General features: G+C 57.9%; 1 protein-coding gene. It reads left to right on the forward strand.

The features are described 5' to 3' along the window. Positions 1-266, forward strand: a 266-nt coding sequence (locus CDN38_RS27850; protein WP_204903261.1) for a Clp protease N-terminal domain-containing protein, incomplete at both ends; no start/stop codon positions are given.

Consider the following 266-nt stretch of genomic DNA (forward strand, 5'->3'; position numbering starts at 1 on the left):
CTTTCTCACCTAGTCTGGAGCGGGCCCTCCATCAGGCGCTGACAATCGCGAACGAGCATCATCATGAATATGCGACGCTGGAGCATCTGCTCCTCGCACTCATCGATGATCAGGACGCGAGCAGTGTCATGCGCGCCTGCAATGTTGACCTCGCACAGCTGACCCGCACCGTGACCGATTATGTCGATCACGAACTGGATAACCTTGTCACCGGGTATGATGAGGACTCAAAGCCAACCGCCGCGTTCCAGCGCGTCATCCAGCGC

Source organism: Mycobacterium ostraviense (assembly GCF_002705925.1).
Lineage (GTDB): Bacteria > Actinomycetota > Actinomycetes > Mycobacteriales > Mycobacteriaceae > Mycobacterium > Mycobacterium ostraviense.